This is a genomic window from Acinetobacter sp. ANC_7654, from assembly GCF_056779855.1.
Window position 1 is genome coordinate 1 of record NZ_JBWYIR010000017.1, and the last position, 18,797, is coordinate 18,797.

Annotated in this window: 24 protein-coding genes and 1 pseudogene; 15 read left to right on the plus strand and 10 right to left on the minus strand. The window is 39.3% G+C overall.

The window, feature by feature from the left end:
- The 4 genes and pseudogenes from AC1M86_RS14500 to orn all read right to left on the minus strand — a co-directional run.
- Positions 1–307: pseudogene (locus AC1M86_RS14500) on the minus strand (type VI secretion system tip protein VgrG); the annotation flags it as partial.
- A gap of 162 nt (positions 308–469) precedes the next feature.
- A complete protein-coding gene (locus AC1M86_RS14505; RefSeq protein ID WP_092768909.1) occupies positions 470–1,273 on the minus strand; it encodes an enoyl-ACP reductase FabI in 804 nt (267 codons plus the stop codon).
- A gap of 160 nt (positions 1,274–1,433) precedes the next feature.
- Positions 1,434–2,168: a Bax inhibitor-1/YccA family protein gene (locus AC1M86_RS14510; RefSeq protein ID WP_481587139.1), complete on the minus strand. Its 735-nt coding sequence runs from the start codon at positions 2,166–2,168 to the stop codon at positions 1,434–1,436.
- Between the two features lie 180 nt (positions 2,169–2,348).
- Positions 2,349–2,903 (minus strand): oligoribonuclease, encoded by a 555-nt coding sequence (gene orn, locus AC1M86_RS14515; RefSeq protein ID WP_035270788.1) that lies wholly within the window; start codon positions 2,901–2,903, stop codon positions 2,349–2,351.
- A 124-nt stretch (positions 2,904–3,027) separates the two neighbouring features.
- Here orn and rsgA point away from each other — a divergent pair, with 124 nt between their 5' ends.
- The 4 genes from rsgA (at position 3,028) to secB (ending at position 5,344) form a co-directional block, all read left to right on the plus strand.
- The gene (rsgA, locus tag AC1M86_RS14520; RefSeq protein WP_035270790.1) at positions 3,028–4,086 is read left to right on the plus strand and encodes a ribosome small subunit-dependent GTPase A; all 1,059 of its coding nucleotides are present in this window, start codon (positions 3,028–3,030) and stop codon (positions 4,084–4,086) included.
- Between the two features lie 92 nt (positions 4,087–4,178).
- Positions 4,179–4,592, plus strand: a complete 414-nt coding sequence (locus AC1M86_RS14525; RefSeq protein WP_035270792.1) for a rhodanese-like domain-containing protein — start codon at positions 4,179–4,181, stop codon at positions 4,590–4,592.
- Between the two features lie 12 nt (positions 4,593–4,604).
- Positions 4,605–4,862, plus strand: coding sequence for a glutaredoxin 3 (grxC, locus tag AC1M86_RS14530; RefSeq protein WP_035270794.1), 258 nt, complete (start codon positions 4,605–4,607; stop codon positions 4,860–4,862).
- 23 nt (positions 4,863–4,885) lie between these two features.
- Entirely contained in the window at positions 4,886–5,344 is a 459-nt protein-coding gene (gene secB, locus AC1M86_RS14535; protein ID WP_035270796.1) for a protein-export chaperone SecB, read from the plus strand.
- Positions 5,345–5,407: 63 nt separating this feature from the next.
- Here the strand turns inward: secB and coaBC are convergent, their stop codons facing one another.
- Complete coding sequence (gene coaBC, locus AC1M86_RS14540) at positions 5,408–6,673, minus strand: bifunctional phosphopantothenoylcysteine decarboxylase/phosphopantothenate--cysteine ligase CoaBC (protein WP_481587138.1); 1,266 nt, start codon at positions 6,671–6,673, stop codon at positions 5,408–5,410.
- A gap of 115 nt (positions 6,674–6,788) precedes the next feature.
- On the opposite strand from coaBC, the gene radC reads away from it, so the two are divergent.
- A complete protein-coding gene (radC, locus tag AC1M86_RS14545; RefSeq protein ID WP_035269684.1) occupies positions 6,789–7,475 on the plus strand; it encodes a RadC family protein in 687 nt (228 codons plus the stop codon).
- Positions 7,476–7,578: 103 nt separating this feature from the next.
- The gene (locus tag AC1M86_RS14550; RefSeq protein ID WP_035269686.1) at positions 7,579–8,490 is read left to right on the plus strand and encodes a bestrophin family protein; all 912 of its coding nucleotides are present in this window, start codon (positions 7,579–7,581) and stop codon (positions 8,488–8,490) included.
- A gap of 64 nt (positions 8,491–8,554) precedes the next feature.
- Here the strand turns inward: AC1M86_RS14550 and AC1M86_RS14555 are convergent, their stop codons facing one another.
- A complete protein-coding gene (locus tag AC1M86_RS14555) occupies positions 8,555–9,409 on the minus strand; it encodes a PHP domain-containing protein (RefSeq protein WP_035269688.1) in 855 nt (284 codons plus the stop codon).
- A 44-nt stretch (positions 9,410–9,453) separates the two neighbouring features.
- On the opposite strand from AC1M86_RS14555, the gene AC1M86_RS14560 reads away from it, so the two are divergent.
- Genes AC1M86_RS14560 through mnmC form a run of 4 tightly spaced genes read left to right on the plus strand, consistent with a single transcriptional unit; the run spans position 9,454 to position 12,775 of the window.
- Positions 9,454–10,068, plus strand: coding sequence for an inner membrane-spanning protein YciB (locus AC1M86_RS14560; protein WP_035269690.1), 615 nt, complete (start codon positions 9,454–9,456; stop codon positions 10,066–10,068).
- A gap of 31 nt (positions 10,069–10,099) precedes the next feature.
- Positions 10,100–10,402 carry a YciI family protein gene (locus AC1M86_RS14565; RefSeq protein ID WP_481587137.1) on the plus strand — a complete coding sequence of 101 codons (303 nt, stop codon included), beginning with the start codon at positions 10,100–10,102 and terminating at the stop codon, positions 10,400–10,402.
- A 1-nt stretch (position 10,403) separates the two neighbouring features.
- Positions 10,404–10,838, plus strand: a complete 435-nt coding sequence (locus AC1M86_RS14570) for an SH3 domain-containing protein (protein WP_481587235.1) — start codon at positions 10,404–10,406, stop codon at positions 10,836–10,838.
- Between the two features lie 32 nt (positions 10,839–10,870).
- Positions 10,871–12,775 (plus strand): bifunctional tRNA (5-methylaminomethyl-2-thiouridine)(34)-methyltransferase MnmC2/FAD-dependent 5-carboxymethylaminomethyl-2-thiouridine(34) oxidoreductase MnmC1, encoded by a 1,905-nt coding sequence (mnmC, locus tag AC1M86_RS14575; protein ID WP_481608239.1) that lies wholly within the window; start codon positions 10,871–10,873, stop codon positions 12,773–12,775.
- Between the two features lie 48 nt (positions 12,776–12,823).
- On the opposite strand, the gene AC1M86_RS14580 is transcribed toward mnmC, so the two are convergent.
- On the minus strand, positions 12,824–13,135 hold the full coding sequence (locus AC1M86_RS14580) for a rhodanese-like domain-containing protein (protein WP_092768890.1): 312 nt from the start codon (positions 13,133–13,135) through the stop codon (positions 12,824–12,826).
- Positions 13,136–13,226: 91 nt separating this feature from the next.
- On the opposite strand from AC1M86_RS14580, the gene AC1M86_RS14585 reads away from it, so the two are divergent.
- Positions 13,227–13,715 carry a YajQ family cyclic di-GMP-binding protein gene (locus AC1M86_RS14585; protein ID WP_035269703.1) on the plus strand — a complete coding sequence of 163 codons (489 nt, stop codon included), beginning with the start codon at positions 13,227–13,229 and terminating at the stop codon, positions 13,713–13,715.
- 28 nt (positions 13,716–13,743) lie between these two features.
- Positions 13,744–14,244: a DUF4442 domain-containing protein gene (locus tag AC1M86_RS14590; protein WP_481608240.1), complete on the plus strand. Its 501-nt coding sequence runs from the start codon at positions 13,744–13,746 to the stop codon at positions 14,242–14,244.
- 73 nt (positions 14,245–14,317) lie between these two features.
- On the opposite strand, the gene AC1M86_RS14595 is transcribed toward AC1M86_RS14590, so the two are convergent.
- The 3 genes from AC1M86_RS14595 to AC1M86_RS14605 all read right to left on the minus strand — a co-directional run bounded on the left by AC1M86_RS14595 (position 14,318) and on the right by AC1M86_RS14605 (position 16,088).
- On the minus strand, positions 14,318–14,686 hold the full coding sequence (locus AC1M86_RS14595; protein WP_218945426.1) for an acyl-CoA thioesterase: 369 nt from the start codon (positions 14,684–14,686) through the stop codon (positions 14,318–14,320).
- An 80-nt stretch (positions 14,687–14,766) separates the two neighbouring features.
- The gene (gene trxC, locus AC1M86_RS14600) at positions 14,767–15,192 is read right to left on the minus strand and encodes a thioredoxin TrxC (RefSeq protein ID WP_481589621.1); all 426 of its coding nucleotides are present in this window, start codon (positions 15,190–15,192) and stop codon (positions 14,767–14,769) included.
- On the minus strand, positions 15,189–16,088 hold the full coding sequence (locus AC1M86_RS14605) for an alpha/beta hydrolase (protein ID WP_092768900.1): 900 nt from the start codon (positions 16,086–16,088) through the stop codon (positions 15,189–15,191). The genes trxC and AC1M86_RS14605 overlap by 4 nt, the downstream gene beginning before the upstream one ends.
- Positions 16,089–16,211: 123 nt before the next feature.
- On the opposite strand from AC1M86_RS14605, the gene AC1M86_RS14610 reads away from it, so the two are divergent.
- From AC1M86_RS14610 to AC1M86_RS14620, 3 genes are all read left to right on the plus strand, one after another.
- Positions 16,212–16,547 carry a protein tyrosine phosphatase family protein gene (locus AC1M86_RS14610; RefSeq protein ID WP_035269714.1) on the plus strand — a complete coding sequence of 112 codons (336 nt, stop codon included), beginning with the start codon at positions 16,212–16,214 and terminating at the stop codon, positions 16,545–16,547.
- Positions 16,540–16,965: a protein tyrosine phosphatase family protein gene (locus AC1M86_RS14615; RefSeq protein WP_481596686.1), complete on the plus strand. Its 426-nt coding sequence runs from the start codon at positions 16,540–16,542 to the stop codon at positions 16,963–16,965. Before AC1M86_RS14610 ends, AC1M86_RS14615 begins: the two co-directional genes overlap by 8 nt.
- 317 nt (positions 16,966–17,282) lie before the next feature.
- Positions 17,283–18,656, plus strand: coding sequence for a dihydrolipoyl dehydrogenase (locus tag AC1M86_RS14620; RefSeq protein ID WP_481608241.1), 1,374 nt, complete (start codon positions 17,283–17,285; stop codon positions 18,654–18,656).
- Positions 18,657–18,797: the final 141 nt, after the last annotated feature.

Sequence of the window (18,797 nt, forward strand, 5' to 3'; positions counted from 1 at the left end):
TCAGTGCCCCATCGCTTTGTCCTTGTGAGGCTTCGGTGATGATGCCAGTGGTTCTAAACAGGGTTCCTTGATCAGTGACTTGATCGACGGCGACTTGTGTGCCGATGAATTGTTTGAGTGGAATTAAGGCATTGGTCGAGAGACAGACGAGTTCTGCTTGCACGCCTTCGTTAAGGGCATGGCTGCCATCGATACGTTGTAGGAAGACTTGGCTATTCAGCTGTGAATGACTGAATTGGATGTGGAGGGCTCTGTTTTGGGCGGTTAGGCCGAGCTGTTCCAATGCCGAAAAGATGTTGGCAAGCATGGTTATTATCTGTCTTTTATAATTTAATAAAGCTAAAGAATTTCTTAATATTTAATCAAAAAAAATACGATTTACCTAGTCTTGGTTACATAAATGAACTTTAAAAAATGTAAAAAAATCGGCAATAAAATTGCCGATTTTTATTTCTTCTTACGATGAGATTTATTCTGTTAGCATTAAATCTGCACTCATACCAACCGTATTGTAACCAGCATCTACATATAAAATTTCGCCAGTAATACCATTTGCCCATGGTGAACACAAGAACAATGCCGCATTACCTACATCTTCAATCGTGACATTACGCTTTAAAGGTGCAACCTTTTCATTCAGATCAAGCATCTTACGGAAAGACTTGATACCTGAAGCCGCAAGCGTACGAATTGGACCAGCTGAAATCGCATTTACACGAATTCCTTCAGCACCCAAACTTGAAGCCAAGTAACGAACGCCAGCCTCTAAAGATGCTTTCGCCAATCCCATAACATTATAGTTTGGCATCACACGCTCTGAACCTTGGTAAGTGAGTGTGAGCAAACAGCCCTGACGAGCAGTTAAAAGTGGTTTTGCCGCACGAGCCATGGCAATAAAGCTATAGGCACTGATGTCATGCGCGATTTTAAAACCTTCACGATCAGTAACTTCAGTAAAATCACCATCTAAAGTATGTGCTGGTGCAAAACCAATTGAATGCACTACGCCATCCAAACCATCCCAATGTTTTGCTAATTCAGCAAATGCCTGTTCGATTTCAGCATCAACAGCAACATCACATGGAAAAACTAGTTTTGAACCAAACTGTTCAGCAAAGTCATCAACACGCTTCTTCATTTTTTCATTAGGATAGGTAAATGCCAATTCTGCACCTTCACGGTGTAAAGCTTCTGCAACACCGAATGCAATCGACAATTTACTCGCAACACCCGCGATTAAAAAACGTTTACCTGCTAATAGTCCTTGTGCCATGTGACTCTCACTTAAATTAATTTTCATGCATGATGCCAAGTCTAGAGCATTTACGAAATTGCATAATGCATCTTTTTTCAAAAAATTGTTAAACCGAATTAGACGCTAAAAAAAGATCAGACATCAGTCTGATCTTTTTACACGCCTTAGCTGAACGACATTAGTCATTACTAGACAGTAGACCAATTAAACGCAAGAAAGAGAAATACATCCAAACTAAAGTGGCTAACAAGGCAATACCGCATAGCCACTCCATCGCTTTAGGCGCGTATTGAGCTGCGGCATTTTCAATCAAGTCGAAATCTAAAATTAGATTTAATGATGCAATAATGGCCACAAAAGCTGCAAATCCTAAACCTAGCCAATTATTATCAAATATATATGGAATGCTCGAACCAAAAGCTAGACTCATAATAAATTGGAGAACAAATACAATCGCAATCGCAATGGTGGCTGACAACACAACCGCTTTAAATTTCTCAGTCGCACGAATAATTTGAAAACGATAAAGCGTGAACATCACCAAAGTCGTGACAAATGTTGCGAGCAAAGCCTTTAAAGGAACACCAGGATATTTCAGTTGAAATATGACTGAAATCCCCCCTAAAAATGCACCTTGAAATAAAGCATATGGAATAGCCAAAGTTCGAGCAGTATTCGGCTTAAAAGTAGTAATGAGTGCCAGAATGAATCCACCAATCGCCCCCACCATCGCACTGGCATAAGCGAGTGAGACATTTAAAGTCATAAAGCTATAAATAAACAGCGCGATACCCACCGCTGCAGAAATCACAGTTAATACAACTGATTTCTGAATCGCGCCTTGAATGGTCATGGGTTGTTGATAATTGGATACAGTCTCTACACGGGTTAAAATCGGATTACTACTTTGCATAACTTAGTCTCTGTTATCATTCTTAAATTTTCACTATTCTGGGATCTATCAGCATAAAAGTCAGTTTATTTTTTGCTATCAACTTTTAAACATTTTAATTAATACTTTGTTCTTTAGATCATTTATAAAATCTATAAAAAAGAGGCCTTAGCCCCTTTTCTAAAATTTCAACAGAACGTTTTAATTATTTGAGATGAAAAAATATTGACGGTAATACTTCAATTCAGCAATTGAGTCACGAATATCATCCATCGCAAGATGAGAAGCATTTTTCTTTAAACCACTCATAATTTCTGGGCGCCAGCGTTTTGCTAACTCTTTAACAGAAGACACATCCAAATTACGGTAATGGAAGAACTGCTCAAGCTCTGGCATTAAACGATGTAAGAAACGGCGATCTTGGCAAATTGAGTTTCCACACATTGGAGATGATTTTGGATTGACCCATTTTTTTAAGAATTCAAGTGTTTGTTGCTCAGCATCTTGCGCAGTTAACTTACTACGGCGTACGCGTTCAATAAGTCCAGATTGCCCGTGCTGACGTGTATTCCATTCATCCATCGCATTTAAAATAATATCTGACTGATGTACAGCTAACACTGGGCCTTCAGCAAGAATATTTAAATGATCATCCGTAATAATCGTTGCAATTTCAATAATCTGATCATTGTCTGTATCTAACCCTGTCATTTCAAGGTCGATCCAAATTAAGCGGGTATCAGGGGTGCTGCTCATAAAGTGCAATCTTATTGGGCTAAATTAAAGATGGATAGTAGCAAATTATTCCGATCTTGGCTGTAAATCCATGGCTCATCATGCTATTTTTGCCATCTAAATTTCAAGGTTTTTTAGGTTGTGAATGGCTTTAATTCGTAAGCGTCGTTTGACAGAGCAACAACAACGTCGTATTCAGAAACAACATCAAACACGTCAAGAAGAACTCGACACGTCTCACGACTTAGAAGGCTTAGTCGTCCAACACTATGGTCGACAACTCGAAGTACAAGCCCTCTCCTTGCCTGATCAACATCCAATAAAACCAGATACCAAAGAAGGTGAGCCAGAACCTTTTTGGAAACCTATTGAGCTGAATAGCGTTTGGCGTTGTCATACCCGTACCAATTTAGAATTATTGGTTACAGGTGATCGCGTAAAATGGCAAGCAGATCCAAATACTGGCTTAGGTATTATCACAGCGATTCAACCGCGACAATCCTTGTTGACTCGCCCAGATCGTTATCACAAAGTAAAACCTGTAGCTGCAAATATCAGCCTGATCGTCATTGTGATTGCACCGTTACCAGAACCTGCACCAACCCTAATTGATCGTTATTTGGTTGCATGTGAAGATGCCAATATTCCTGCTTTATTAGTATTAAACAAATGTGATTTACTGAAAGAAAATGATCCAATTTTGCTGTTAGCAGAAGAATATCGTCAACTTGGTTATGATTTCATCCTGACCCAATCCAATGGTAATTTAGATGAGTTGATTCAACGTATTGACAACCAAACTGTTGCATTTGTAGGTCAATCAGGTGTTGGGAAAAGTACACTTATTAATGCCATCATTCCTGATGCTGATCAAAAAACCAATGTCATTTCAGAAAACTCCGCACTCGGTCAACATACCACGACCTCAACACGTTTAATTCGTTTTGGTGAAAATGGTGCTTTAATCGATTCCCCAGGTATTCGTGAATTTGGCTTATGGCATCTAGATCATGAGAAAATCGATGGTGGCTTTCCTGAAATTTCTGCACTCTTAGGACATTGTCAGTATCGCAATTGCACCCATACGCACGAAAAGCAATGTGCGCTTAAAGAAGGTGTCAAAAATGGTGATATTTTACAAAGACGTTTAGAAAGTTATTTACGTCTAATTGATGAGATTACTGAGGCGCAACAAAAAAATTAGTTTTCTTTAAGTGCACCCTTGAAGCGGTGATTTTGATCACCATATATATACGTTATACTCAACGCAGTTTTTAATTAGTCATTAGGTGATTTGTGGAACGTTGGTTCGAATTTATGGGGAATCACCCCTTTTTATTTGCAATTTTAGGGGCCCTTATTGTTTTGTTTTTCGTTTTTGAAGGACAACGTAGTGGTCGTAAAATTTCTCCACAATCGCTCGGAATTTTAGTGAAAGCTAAAAATGCGATGCTGATTGATTTGCGCGATGCTAAAGATTTCCGTGAAGGTCATATTAGCGGTAGTCGTAATATTCCATATAGTCAAATTGCTGCAAATGTTGAAGAATTAAAAGCTGCGGACCGTCCATTGGTATTCATTTGTAATTTAGGCCAAGTTGCAGGCTCTGCTCTACAACAAGTCGGTCATACAGATAGTTATCGTTTAGACGGTGGCATCAGTAACTGGAAAGCTCAAGGCTTACCTTTAGTAAAAAGCAAAAAAGCTTAAGGAGTTTGTAAAATGACAGCTCAAGTGACTGTATATTCAACAACGATGTGTCCTTATTGCGTACGTGCAAAGCAACTCCTTGAACGTAAAGGCATTGAGTACAAAGAAATTAATTTATCAAAAGAAGCACCTGAGGTTCGTGTTGAGTTAATGCAAAAAACCAACCACCGCACAGTGCCACAAATTTTCATTAAAGATCAATTCATCGGTGGTTTCGACCAACTTTATGCTTTAGAGCGTGAAGGTAAACTAGACGAATTATTGGCATAATCACTAAATCTAAGGAATTAAGAATGAGTGAAGAACAACAAGTTCAACCACAATTAGCATTAGAACGTATTTATACAAAAGACATTTCTTTTGAAGTTCCTGGTGCTGCGGTTTTTACAAAAGAATGGCAACCTGAGTTAAACATCAATCTTTCTTCATCAGCTGAAAAAGTAGATCCAACTCATTTTGAAGTTTCTTTAAAAGTGGTTGTACAAGCTGCGAATGCAGGTGAAACTGCATTTATCGTAGACGTAACACAATCAGGTATTTTCTTGATTGATGGCGTTGAAGATGAACGTCTTCCGTACATTCTTGGTGCTTATTGCCCTAATATTTTGTTCCCATTCCTTCGTGAAGCGGTGAACGATCTTGTAACTAAAGGTAGCTTCCCTCAATTACTTCTTACACCGATTAACTTTGATGCTGAGTTTGAGGCGAACATGCAACGCGCTCAAGCTGCAGCTGCTGAAGGTCAAGCTTAATCGTCTGATTAAGTTTACCCTTATAAAAAAGACCGCATTTGCGGTCTTTTTTATATCCTACATTTAAACAGGTCGTTTTTCTTGATGTAATGCATCATGGATAGCTTCAACCAATTGTTGTGCAATTTCTTGCTTTGAAGCTTTTTCAAGATCACGTTTTTCCATTTCATATTGTTCAGCAAAAAACACAGTCATCGCATTTTCATCTGAAGCAAAACCAATATCCGCTCTTGAAACATCATTGCATGCGATCATATCTAGTTTCTTAGCCACCAATTTACCTGCGGCATATTCTTCAACATTACGCGTTTCAGCTGCAAAACCGACCATAAATGGACGTTTGTCTTGCAAAGCTATCGTCGCCACGATATCAGGATTTTTAACAAGAGAGACAGCTAACTCATCACCAGCTTTTTTGATTTTATGTTCCGCAACTTCTGCAACACGATAATCCGCTACGGCAGCTGTCGCAATAAATACATCACATCCTGTTTCCAACTGATTCATGCTTAAATCAAGCATCTGCCTCGCTGAAGATATATTTAAACGCTTCACCCCATTCGGTGTATCTAAACTGACAGGACCCGCGATCAGTGTCACCTCAGCACCTGCTGAATAACATGCAGCAGCAATAGCAAACCCCATTTTTCCAGTGCTGTGATTTGAAATATAGCGCACTGGATCAATTGCCTCTCGAGTGGGACCTGCTGTAATCGTCACTTTTTTACCCGCCAGCAAGCCAAATTTTTCTGCAATTGCACGCTGCGCTTTATGGAAATATTCTCGTACCTGTTCAGCTAAATCTTCAGGCTCAGGCATACGTCCTAATCCAACATCGCCACACGCTTGAGAACCCGCCTCAGGCATAATGACATGCACACCATCATCGACCAAAGTACTCAAATTGCGCTGTGTTGCTTTAGCCGCCCACATTTGTTGATTCATGGCTGGTGCGATCCAAACAGGTGCTTTTGTTGCCAAATAGAGTGTACTGAGTAAATCATCCGCTAGTCCGCAAGCAAATTTAGCAATACTGTCACAACTGGCAGGAGCGACAAGCACCAAATCCGCCCATCGTGCTAATTCGATATGCCCCATTCCAGCTTCAGCTTCTGTATCTAGAAGTTCAGTATGTACTGGATTACCCGACAATGCTTGAAAGGTAAGCGGCGTAATAAAAGCTTGGGCACCTTGAGTCATTACAACTCGGACATTAAATCCGTAATCTTTAAGTCGGCGTACTAAGATGGCACTTTTATAAGCAGCAATACCACCAGTAACAGCAAGAATAATATTTTTATTGGAGAACACACTAAGATCAAAACTCAAGATCACGTCACCTTTTTATTGCAGTGGCGCTCACAATAGCATTAAATATTCTGCCACCCAAGATATACCTTGGTGAATATTCAAAAGTTAAAATAATTTAAAACAGTGAATAATAATGAATAATTCGATCAAACAATGGCCCGAACAAGAACGACCGCGAGAAAGATTACTCCGCCAAGGTGCTCATAGCCTCTCTGATGCAGAACTCCTCGCCATCTTTTTAAGATCAGGATCTCAACAACATTCTGCGGTCGAATTAGCAAGATTGATGTTGCAACATTTTGGAAGCTTAAATGCAGTGTTTGATGCATCGATAGACGAAATTCGCATGTTCCATGGCATGGGAGACACTAAATACTCTCAATTGATGGCTGTAAAAGAGCTTGGACGGCGTTACTTGCAACATCAATTGAACCAACAAATTGATTTAAGTCGCTCTGATTTAATTCAAGATTATCTTCGCTATGAACTTATTGGCGAATCTCAAGAGATTTTCGCGGTACTCTGTTTAGATGCAAGGCTCAGAAAAATTAATTTTAAAAAATTATTCTTTGGTTCTACTAACCACTGTGCAGTTTCAATTAATCAGTTTATTCGACATATCATCCACACTCAGGCGAGTGCTGTGATTATTGCACACAATCATCCTTTAGGAATTCCTCAGCCCTCAATTGACGATATCAATTTGACGAAATCTTTAAGTAGAGCTTGCAATTTAATTGAGGTTAAATTACTCGATCATGTCATCATTTCCACCGAAGGCAGCTACTCTTTTATGGAGCACCAACTGATCCGAGAATAAGTCTATAAATTACAGAATAAAATTGCTCGAAGTTTCCATTTTTTATCATTGACAATACTCGCTGAACTAGTGAAGATCATAGAAAAATGAAAGATTGATTTACATGATTGTTCGTGATCAAACCGATACGCTAAAACTATTATTTTCATGGCGTGGAACCATCTTACCGAAGGTATTACCTCCACTTGGAATCGTTATGCTGATTTCAGCAATCGTGGGGGGAATTGAATATATAAATCTCTATAGATTCCCTGAAATTCCTTTGGTTGGGTTTACACTGATCGGAGTAGTATTGTCGATTTTTTTAGGTTTCAAAAATTCGGCATGTTATGACCGTTGGTGGGAAGCGCGTAAATTATGGGGAAGCTTAATCGCCAATGCTCGACATTTCGATCGAGACTGCCGGATCTTGCCGCAAGGTCGTCGTGAACGTGTAATTCAGCATATGATTGTTTTTGCTAACGTACTGCGTGACCGTCTTCGTCATCAAACAGTCAGTCCCGATGCTTTGCATCAAACCAGTGGCATGAGCCCACAAGCTTTAACTCAACTTTACCAGCAAGCCAATGCACCACAATACACATTAAGTTTGATTCAATGGGAGTTGATGCAGTCACTGAAAGAAGGCGAAATTTCAGACATTATTTATACACAAATGAACCAACATGTAACTGAATTAAGTTTGGTTCAAACAGGCTGTGATCGTATTGCTACAACTCCTTTACCTTATGCTTATTCAGTACTCTTAAACCGTACCGTTTATTTTTTCTGTTTTATGCTTCCATTTAGTTTAGGCTCGGTGCTCGGTTTGGCGACGCCACTTTTAGTCGGTATTTTAGCATATACGTTTTTGGGGCTTGATGCGCTCAGCTCTGAAATAGAAGAGCCTTTTGGTACGCAAAGTAATGATCTTCCACTCGATGCCATGGTTCGTACAATCGAGATTGAACTACTCGGGACTTTAGGAAAACCAACTCCTCCACCGATCCAAGCCCAAGATCACAACTTACTTTGATTCATGACAACTTAATGTCTGATCAACGCCTAAAATTCTCTTATCCGTTGTTATAAGAGAATTTCTATACAATAAAACTTTCCCAGATGCCAACCTGTCCCTCTTTCACTTGAGGGATATTCCCCAATTTTATCCATGGCATATTATCTCCATGGAAATCACTTCCAACTGATACTTTAAGCCCAAATTCGGCAATCATTCGGTCTACCATTTGTCGCGTCGAGGTAGGCTCAATCGCAGGTGGCAACTCAACTGCGTCGCCTCCGTAACGTGCAAATATTTCAATCAAATAACGAATGTTCGTCGCAGATAAATCATAACGGGTAGGATGTGCCAAAACAGCAAACCCTTGAGCCTCATGAATTACACGTATCGTTTCCTCCAGACCAAGTCCTTCAAACTGAACATAAGCTTTTTTACCTTCCTTGATATATTTGTCAAAAGCTTGTTGCGGACGTGAAACATGACCCTTCTCGACCAGCGTCTTCGCAATATGGGTTCGTGTCACACGATCAGGTATACCCTCGACCTTCGCAACCACATCCGCGTAAATATCCTCTCCAATAAGAGGCTTCAACAATTCACAGATGAGTTGAGCACGTTCAGCTCGAATTATCTTTTGTTGTTCTAGTAGCTTATGCAAAGGATCAGGTGATTGCATATTCAGTGCGACCACATGCACACCATAACTTTTTTTGGTCGAAGGTCTAGACCACTGACTTGAAATTTCCACACCTGAAATAATTTGAATTGGTTGATTTTTTGCAACTTTTTCAGCCAAAACCAAACCATCCATGCTATCGTGGTCAGTCAGTGCAAGGGTATGTATCCCTTTTTCGAGCGCAGCTTGAACCAGTAACTCTGGCGACAAAGTTCCATCAGAAATATTACTATGTGTGTGTAAATCTACGCCTTGCATCTTTTATACTAATCCATCCACCTGAACTGCATAGATACTTTAACATGAAAGCACTTTTAGACTTTGTGCCACTCATAATTTTCTTTTGGCTTTACAAAACTGTCGATCCCAAAGATAACAATCACCCTTTACTGCAATGGATCGGCTCTGCAGGTGGCGTCGATAATAACCATATTCTCGTTGCTACAACGGGCTTAATCATTTCTATGCTCGTGGTCTACGGCGCATTATTTGTCCGTCAAAAATTTCACCTTGATAAACAACAATGGATTGTTTTATTTATGACGGTGATTTTTGGTGGGATTACTCTCATGTTGAGTGATGATTTTTATATTCGTCTCAAAGCAGCGATCTTGAATTTTGTATTTGCTGGTGCTTTCTTAATTTCACCTTATTTTGGTAAAGACCGCAAACCTCTCATTCAACGCTTATTTGGTCCTATTTTAAATTTAACACCGCAGGGATGGAAAAATTTAAACTATGCTTGGGCCGCGATGTTTGTTGGTATGGCATCATTGCATATTTTCTTTGCTTTCGTGTTCATGGATGGAAAATATTGGGGTGAATTTACTGCTTTTGGTGACATGATTGTGATGTTTTCATTTATCATTATTCAATTCATCATTTTACGAAAACACTTTAAATCTGCAGAAGAATAATCGTGTTGAAAGAGGATATAGAGATTTCGCCATGCCCTTATTTGTAGTGACGTGTACCGACCAAGAAGGTACTGTTGAAAAACGCTTAGCAACACGCCCACAACACCTTGCACGCCTTGAAAAACTGGCTGAGGAAGGTCGCGTAATCGTCGCTGGCGCGATGCCAAAAGTTCGTAATAACCCACAAGCTGGATTTTATGGCAGCACCCTTATTTTAGATTTTGAAAGCCGTGAAGCGTTAGATGAATGGTTAGCAGATGAGCCTTTTTTAAAAGAAGGTATTTATGCCAGCATTGACGTAAAACCTTTTAATAAAGCATTACCACATGAATAAGATGATGAATTTGACACGCTCTGCTCTTTTCATCAGTTTTGCATTGGTATCTTCAGCTTGGGCTGAACCCGCAGCAACTACTGCTGCACCAGCGAATCCAGTTGCACAGTCTCAGCCAGCAACAGCTACGCCTGCAAAGCCACTTACAGCTGAACAAATTGCACGAAATAAAGCGCTTCAAGAAGCAAAAGTAAAGGCTTTAGTCAAAGACCAAGCAACACGTCTCCAACAGCTTGAAAAAGCAAACCTAGAAGCTTTAGCACAGAATCAAGAATTACAACTAAAAAATGATAATTTAGGTGTACAAATTCAGGTGCTTCAAAGTGAACGTAGTGCTCAAATGTTTTTGTACGGTGCAGCAACAATGGCTGTCGGTATTTTTGTCGGCTTTATTATTGCCAGTTACATCTATACAAAACGACGTCGTCAGTGGTAAACCACTGACACGCTTTTCAAAGGTTTCAAATTTTGACTCAGGCCATTCAAACTGCTGATCTCGATTGGCAACTCGTTGATGGAATCGATATTCCAGTTTCTAAAATTTTCGGTGATGTTTATTTTTCAAAAGCCAATGGCCTTCTTGAAACTCGTCATGTCTTTATCAATGGTAATGATCTACATGAACGCCTATCGGACTTAAAACCATTTGAACATTTCACAGTCGGAGAAACTGGCTTCGGCACGGGTTTAAATATCCTCACTCTTTGGCAACTTTGGCAATTAATTCGTCCAAATAATCATAGTCAACTGCATGTCATTACGGTGGAAAAATTTCCACTGAGCAAGGCTGATCTGATCCGAGCTTTAAATGCTTGGCCTGAACTGAAACATTTATCAGATCAACTCATTGCCCAATATCCACTGCCGATTGCAGGATGCCACCGCCTTCATTTTCCAGATGAGCGTTTTAGTATTGATATTTGGTTAGGTGATGCACACGATGTTTTTCCAGCCATTGCCAAAACTAGCACTGTCAATGCATGGTTTTTAGATGGATTTGCTCCTGCCTGTAATCCAGATATGTGGGAAGAACAAGTTCTGAATCAAATTATTCGACTATCAGATATTGGAACTACTTTTGCCTCTTTCAGTGTTGCTGGCATCCTCAAAAGAGGATTAAAAAAACACAGCGTGAAAATTACACGCCCAAAAGGGTTCGGACACAAACGTGAAATGCTAAAGGGAGTTTTACTGCCTTTAGACGAAGAGGCTGAAAAAAGTGAACTCTCTCCCGAAGATTACCAATACAAACCACACTCAAGTTCTCAACGCCGTATAGGCATTGTAGGCGCTGGAATTGCGGGTTTAAGTTGTGCCTATGCCTTTGCATTAAGAGGTCACCGCGTCCGCCTATTTGACCACCATGAGCCATTAAGTGGCGCGTCAGGAAATCCTCTGGCTTTATTGAATCCCAAACTCTGCCCTATTGAACAAAGTGCCGATCATTTGATGACATTAGCATGGCAACATGCGATGAACCATTATTCAAAATTTAAAGCCTTTGACGAAGCACAAGTCCATCAAATCCCTCTTAAACACGTTGATGAACTTCTCGATCTTGCAAATCAATATCCAGAAAACATACTCGAAGCAAATTCTGCCGCTGAAAACAGCCTGTTCAACCAAGCATTCCTCACCCTGAAACAGGCTGGAACAATCAGACCGCATGATTTGGCTAAAGAAATTTTATCGAATGAACTGATCGAATTTCAGCAAGCGACAATCAAATCGTGGGACCGACTTGCCAATCATCAAGTCGGTATAACAGATCATGTTGGACAACAATATCAATTTGACCACGTGATTATTTGTTGTGCCCGTGAAAGTATGAATCTCTTTGATGATTTTCCAATTTTAAAACCGATACGTGGTCAAGTTAGCTGGTTTAATCATGTTTCATCTTCACAGTTCAAGAAACATGAAGCATATAGCTATGGTGGCTACTGTATGCCTTTAAATGATCATCAAATCATTTTAGGTGCTTCTTTTTACCCTAATCGAGATGATCAAGATGTTCTTGATGAAGATCATGAACATAACTACAGGTTACTTGCAGATCTCGCACCAGATATTGCTGCACAATTTCCTGACCATCATTCTTGGCATGGTAGAGCTTCTGTTCGTGCACAAAGTCAGGATTATTTTCCGCTTTTAGGTCAGGTTGAATCTGATACTGAGATTTATACACTCTCAGGTTTGGGCTCTAAAGGCTTTTTATTTGCTCCTTTGTGTGCTGAAATTCTAGTGGCTCAAATCTTAAAAACAGCATGCCCTGTATCTGAAACTTTACTCAATAAACTCAATGTTCATCGATTTAGAAAGAAAATAAGAATAAAGAAGCCATATTTTCAGGCTAAAACTCAATCACCATGATTTATTGAAACTAAAAAAGCGCCATAAGGCGCTTTTTTTCAACCATGATTAACCTTGCTCTAAAGGTAATCCTGCCTCACGAGCAGCACGAGTACCACCCATTAAGACCACATATTCACGTGAACTATCAAAGCCTTCTAATAGTTCTGCAGCACGTGGTGCTTTACTTCCGCCGCCACATAAAATGTAAATCGGTTGATCCGCTGCAACTTGAGTCAGGCTTTCTGCTGAAAGTGTGGAAATCGGTTGGTTCACCGCTCCTTTCACATGTGCTTCAGCATAAGCACTTGTATCACGTACATCCCAGATAATCGCGTCAGCTGGGAACTCAAATGTTGTAATTTCTTGTTTACGGATCATTGCGCACTCCTTTGATGTAAACAACACTTGGCAAATGAAGAAAACATCCCTAGCATCTCAGATATTCTTTCTATTTGTAAAGGTCTAAACTATGCCATCTTTCGATATTGTTTCAGAATTAGAGATTTTTGAAGTAAATCATGCAGTTCAAAACACACAAAAGGAAATCGGAACGCGTTTCGACTTCCGTGGTCAAGACGTTTCGATCGAATTAAACGAAAAAAATAAAGAAATTAAGATCTCGACTGAAAGTGACTTCCAATGTGAGCAAGTTTACAACATGCTGGAAAATCATTTTTATAAACGCAAGGTCGACGTTCAAGCACTAGATCCGCAAAAAATGACAGCATCTGGCAAAAATGTCATTCAAGTGATTAAACTTAAAGACGGTCTTGACTCTGATACAGCAAAAAAAATTAATAAAGCCATTAAAGAAAGTGGTATCAAAGTGCAATCTTCTATTCAGGGCGATAAAATCCGAGTCACTGACAAGAAGCGCGATACTTTACAACAAGTTATGGCGTTCTTAAAAGAACAACAATTCGGTATCCCACTTCAATTTAACAATTTCAAAGACTAATCTCTTTGCTCCATCATAGGAACTGATCATGGCAAAAGGCAATCGTTTATCTAAGTTAGTAAAAGCGACTTCTAAGTTTCCACAAGGTATCCGTAGTACTTTATGGAGCAAAGCTTTCGGCCGTGTCGTTCCAATGGTGGGAACCGCTAAATTACGTTATCTTGAAGTTAGTCATGCTAAAGTTGTCGTTAAAATCGAAAACCATAAAGCAATGCAAAATCATATTGGTCAAGTGCATGCATGCGCAATGGCGCTGATCGCTGAAACAGCTACAGGCTTTGTTACGGGCATGAATGTACCCGATACCTCAATCGTATTAATAAAAAGTTTAAAAGTAGATTTCAAACGCCCATCTAAAGGTGCGATGACTGCAGTCGCTACATTGACTGATGATCAACAAAAACAGATGCAAGAGTCTGAAAAAGGTGAAACCCCTGTCAAGGTGATCGTGACAGATGAATCTGGCGAAGAGCCAATTCAATGTGAAATGCTCTGGGCTTGGATTGCAAAATCTCAACTTAAGCAATAAAGCTCATGATCATATTGATCCTAAAAAAAGTTTCCCTAATAAAAAATCCCAACGATGTTGGGATTTTTTGTGATTAGATGCTTAGAGATTCTTGAAACTTTTGTTTAACATCATCTGGAATCTGGCGTTTTGCCCCTTTCACATCCACCGCAACAAAAGTGAAAACACCTTCTGTCACTCTTTTCGCTGGACGTGAAGAGTCGTGACTATCCCATACTTCAATTTGCATTTGAATTGAGGTATTTCCGAGCTTTAAAATTTTAGTATAACAACTAATGACATCACCCACCTTAACAGGCACAAGGAATGTCATTTGATTAATTGCAATGGTTGCACAGCGACCTTTTGTATAACGCTCTGCATGAATAGCTCCAGCCAAATCCATTTGTGAAACAATCCAACCACCAAAAACATCCCCACTCCAGTTGGTATCTGCAGGCATAGCAATGGTTTGAAGGGATAATGTACCTTCTGGCTTAAGTTGAGAATCTGACACAGTCACTCCAAATATTGGCCTATTGGTTAAGCATTTAATTGCTGATTTAACCAATCTCGTAATTGATTTGCACGTAATGCACCACTTATTCTAGCAATTTCATTCGTTTTATTCATCAATACCAACGTTGGAATACTACGAACATTAAAGGCAGCACTTAAGCGCGGATTCGCTTCAGTATCTATCTTCGCAAAAACCACATGCGGATTTGATTTGGCTACTTCAGCAAAATGCGGTGCCATCATTTTACAAGGCCCGCACCATTCTGCCCAAAGATCAATCAATACTGGTAAATCACTGTTGGTAATAAAGTTACTAAAGTTTTGCTCATTCAGCTCAATAGGGGCAAGCGGAATCAAATGCTCATGACATTGACCACAATTCGGCTGAGATTGAATTTTATCTTCAGGTACACGATTTTTTGCGCCACAAGATGGACAAACAACAATCATGAGTTTACTCCTCTATTTTGATCTAAGAATTCTAATTGAAGCTTGATTGCGCTTTCCATCCAATTTGCTTGATAAATATCAAAATGTGTCATATTCCACTCATGGTATTCCACATAAGGTGCCATATTGGTTGCAGTTTCACGACTAATCTCTATGGGAATAACTGCATCTTTCTTGGCAGCTATAAATAACACAGGAATTTTAATACTTCTTGCCGTAGTAATCGGTCGAAATCGTATGACGTCTAACATAGCTCTTGCAGGCACCTCACCGCTCCAATAATAGTTTGAATCAACGATCGACATATACCCTTGATAACTATCCTGACTCGGGTAAAAACTTAATGCATAAGGATGAACGACAGGCATTGTTTTTCCAACACGTCCTACTTTGGCTGCCATTAAATCCTGACTCGATAACTTTAAAGCCTGCGCCATATGTTGAATTGGATAAATTTTACTGCTGGCATTTCCGTCCACAAAGGGTACTTGCGCTATTGCAGCCCGAATCCCATTTAACTCAGATGCAAGTTTTAGAACATATCCGCCACTCAGACCCGTTCCCCATAAGAAAAGGTGGTGTCCATCAACCAAAGGGAATAATTTGATATGCGCAATCACAGCATACCAATCTTCTAGCTGCTGACGGATAGAGACCATTTCTCGTGGTTTACCCGTACTTCCTCCCCAACAACGATAGTCAAAGAGTACAACTGCAAAACCTGATTGAGCAAAACGTTGCGCATATTGGATTAATTTGAATTGACGTAATCCTGCAAAACCATGCGCCATAATAAGCACAGGAGGTCTTTTAACTTTGACAGGCAAATAAAGGTCAGCAGCGATCAACTCATTTGCTTTTTGTACGTACAACGGCTCTACGGTGTAATCGTACATAGGTGCTCCATGCATATATTCATACGATTTTTATTTTAAATTTTTTGTGTCGATCAAAGCTCATATCTGAGCGAGATGCTATGATAGTAGCATAGTCTTTTAATTTATTTTGGGAGTGACGCAATGAGTGAAAATGTAGGTTTTGCTGGTCAAATTGGGCCAGAACATTTAGTTCAAGTTGTTGAAAAAGGATTTAAATCTGTGATTAATAATCGCCCCGATATGGAAGGCGGACCAGAACAGCCAACAAGTGCCCAAATTGAAGAAGCTGCACGCGCTCAAGGCTTAGATTATGTATATCAACCTGTAGTTGCAGGTCAAATTACTGAGCTTGATGTTCGTACTTTTGCAAATCATTTCAATGAGCTACCAAAACCAGTATTAATGTTCTGTCGTACGGGAAATCGCTCTAACAATCTCTACCAATTAGCAAAACAAATGGATTTGCTTGATGACTAAGATGTGGTTTAGATTCATCCTTTCCATCTTCATTTTTAGTATCGTAACGCTAAGTCATTCAGCATCAGAACCGCTCAGTAAAGCACTTAATCCATCTGTGAGTGTATCGGGTCATATGACGGCTACAAAATTCAATGCCTTAATGCAGCAGGGATTTAAGTCTGTGATCGTTAACCGTCCTGATCAAGAATCAGGTAACGAAACAACTGCAAGTGAATTAAGAGCTTTAGCCGAAAAGTCTAAAATCAGTTTGATTTACCAACCTGTTATTTCAGGTCAAATAACAGATGCAGATGTTCATGAGTTTGCGAAGTATTACAATAGTCTACCTAAACCTATACTTTTAGTATGTAAGTCAGGTAGTCGTTCTACGTTACTATTTAATAAAGCAAATTCATTAGGACTCATTCATGAATAAAATTTGTATTGCATTATGTTGTTCGTTTCTTTTACTCGGTTGCACATCGATGAATGTAAAACCAACTGTTGGTGTGCATGCAGGTACATCATTATAAGATAAATGTATCTTATTCATTTTAAAGGCGCACAAGCGCCTTTTTCTTTCATCTTATTTCAATAACAACCATTAAAATACTTAGTTTTAAATAATACAAATTTTCAATAATGTGGATATCACCAAAAGTTAAAGGTTTAAGTGTAATAAATTGAAAAAAAAACTTCTTCATCGAAGGTTTTTTTATATAGTGAATTCAAATCATTCTTAGTCAATACAATATGTACGATATCATTATTATTGGAGCTGGTACTGCTGGTATTTCAGCTTATAAAGAAGCCATTAAAACTACACAAAATATACTTATTGTGAACGACGGTCCGTGGGATACCACTTGTGCTCGAGTAGGTTGTATGCCGAGTAAAGTTCTAATTTCATCAGCTAATCTTGCCTATAATGCGAGAACTTCAGAACAACTTGGGCTAAAAATTTCTTCTCAAATTGACACTAAAGATGTTATGCAACATGTACAGCAATTACGTGATCGATTTACAAAAGCAACACTGAAGGACGTTAATTCATGGCCTACAGCGCACAAAATTTCAGGTCGCGCAACATTTGTAAATGCAAACACAATCAATGTTAATAATAAGAAATACCAAGCTAAATCGTTCATTATCGCTGTTGGTTCAAGACCAACAGTAAATCAAGATTGGCAACAAAAACTTGGTCATTTATATTTAACTTCTGATCAAGTCTTTGAAATACCTACTTTACCAAAAAGTTTAGCTGTAATTGGAAGCGGTGTAATTGCAATCGAACTTGCACAAGCCATGCAGCGTCTAGGTGTGGAAACTACAGTTTTTGCTCGCAGTAAAAAAATTGGTTCATTGACTAGCCCAGACTTACAAACGCTTGCTCAAGAAATATTCTCAAAAGAATTAAATATCAAATATGAGATTTTACCCGAGCAGGTTGAGAAATTAGGCGAAGATAAGGTTCAAATTAACTTTATCGAAAATGGTAGCAATAAAGCTATAGAAGTTGATTACCTATTATCTGCGACTGGTCGTACCACGAATTTAGATTCTTTAAATATTCAGTATATAAATGATAAATTCATTGATCTAAAGCAACTACCTGTTGATCCAACCACTAAACAGCTTGGTGACTACCCCATTTACATCGTAGGTGATGCTTTTACTGCAACGCCTATCCAGCATGAAGCATCTTATGAAGGTAAATTGGCAGTTCATAATTGCCTCAATCAACATCAATCGAGTCAGAAAAAAAGTCTTACCCGATTGGGTATTATGTTTAGCTCACCAGAAATGGCAGGGGTCGGCTCCAATTATCAAACACTGCGTAAAGCCAATCATAAGTTCGTTACGGGTATCGTATCGTACGAAAAGCAAGGACGAGCGATTGTCAATGGACAAAATATTGGGGCTGTAGAGGTTTACGTCGATCGACACTCACGTAAACTTCTCGGAGCAGAGTTTCTTTGTTATTCAGCAGAACATTTAGCACATTTGCTCGCTTGGGCTATCTCCAGTGATCTTACTGTTGATGAAATTCTAGATCACCCTTTCTACCATCCAACGCTAGAGGAAGGCCTAAGAACTGCGTTAAAACACGCTCGACGACAACTTTAATCTATTGTTTGATGTAAGGCCCTATGATTAGGGCTTATATTTTACATTCTAATTCATTCTTTACTGCATAAAAAAACACCCCCTTCGAATGAAGGGGGTGTTTAGAATAATGAGCTGGCGATGACTTACTCTCACATGGGT